The 564-nt window shown below is 40.8% G+C and carries 1 protein-coding gene; it reads right to left on the bottom strand.

Annotation, left to right across the window (positions count from 1 at the left end; all coding sequences use genetic code 11):
* Positions 1–367: 367 nt before the first annotated feature.
* Positions 368–564: hypothetical protein (locus tag ACYVRH_RS14205; protein ID WP_461257525.1), on the bottom strand; the 197-nt coding region annotated here is incomplete at its 5' end.

Genomic DNA, 564 nt, shown 5'->3' with positions numbered 1-564 from the left:
CTTGGCGGGATTTTGATTGTTTGCTTCCATAAATGTCCTCCTATAGTGGTTTGCAGTTGACCGCCGCAGGACGGTTTTTAAAAACTACATACCCTATATGGCGTGGACTCGCGGTTATTCTTGTCTGTTTTTAAAAATTTTTCGAAAAAATTTTTACCACGAACCACACGAACAAGGAGCGAACCTAGAGAGCGAAGATATTTACTACAAATATGCGTATAGTAGAGAGAAAGAGGGATCGGGGGTTTTTGTCCGCAATCTTATCGTGAAGGTCATGCATAGATAACGAACAACAACATTGCTCACTGCTCATTGCTAATTGCTAATTTCTCATTGGTTTTCACTTCTTTGTGGTTTATTATGTCCTTTATTGTAGCCCTTGGGTAATAGTTTCTATGGGGAGGCCGGTGAATTCCATTATTTCATTCAATGGACGCCCTGCATTTTTCATTTTTTGGGCAATGTCAAGACAGGCTTTGTTGTGTCCTTTTCGTTCGGCGCATACCATTCCGCTTTGATAGTCTAGTTCAGCTTTTAACTCACCCATCTTGCGTATGTACTCTA

The sequence above is a fragment of the Treponema sp. R80B11-R83G3 genome (genome assembly GCF_054786115.1).
This window is presented reverse-complemented; position numbering and strand designations above follow the sequence as displayed.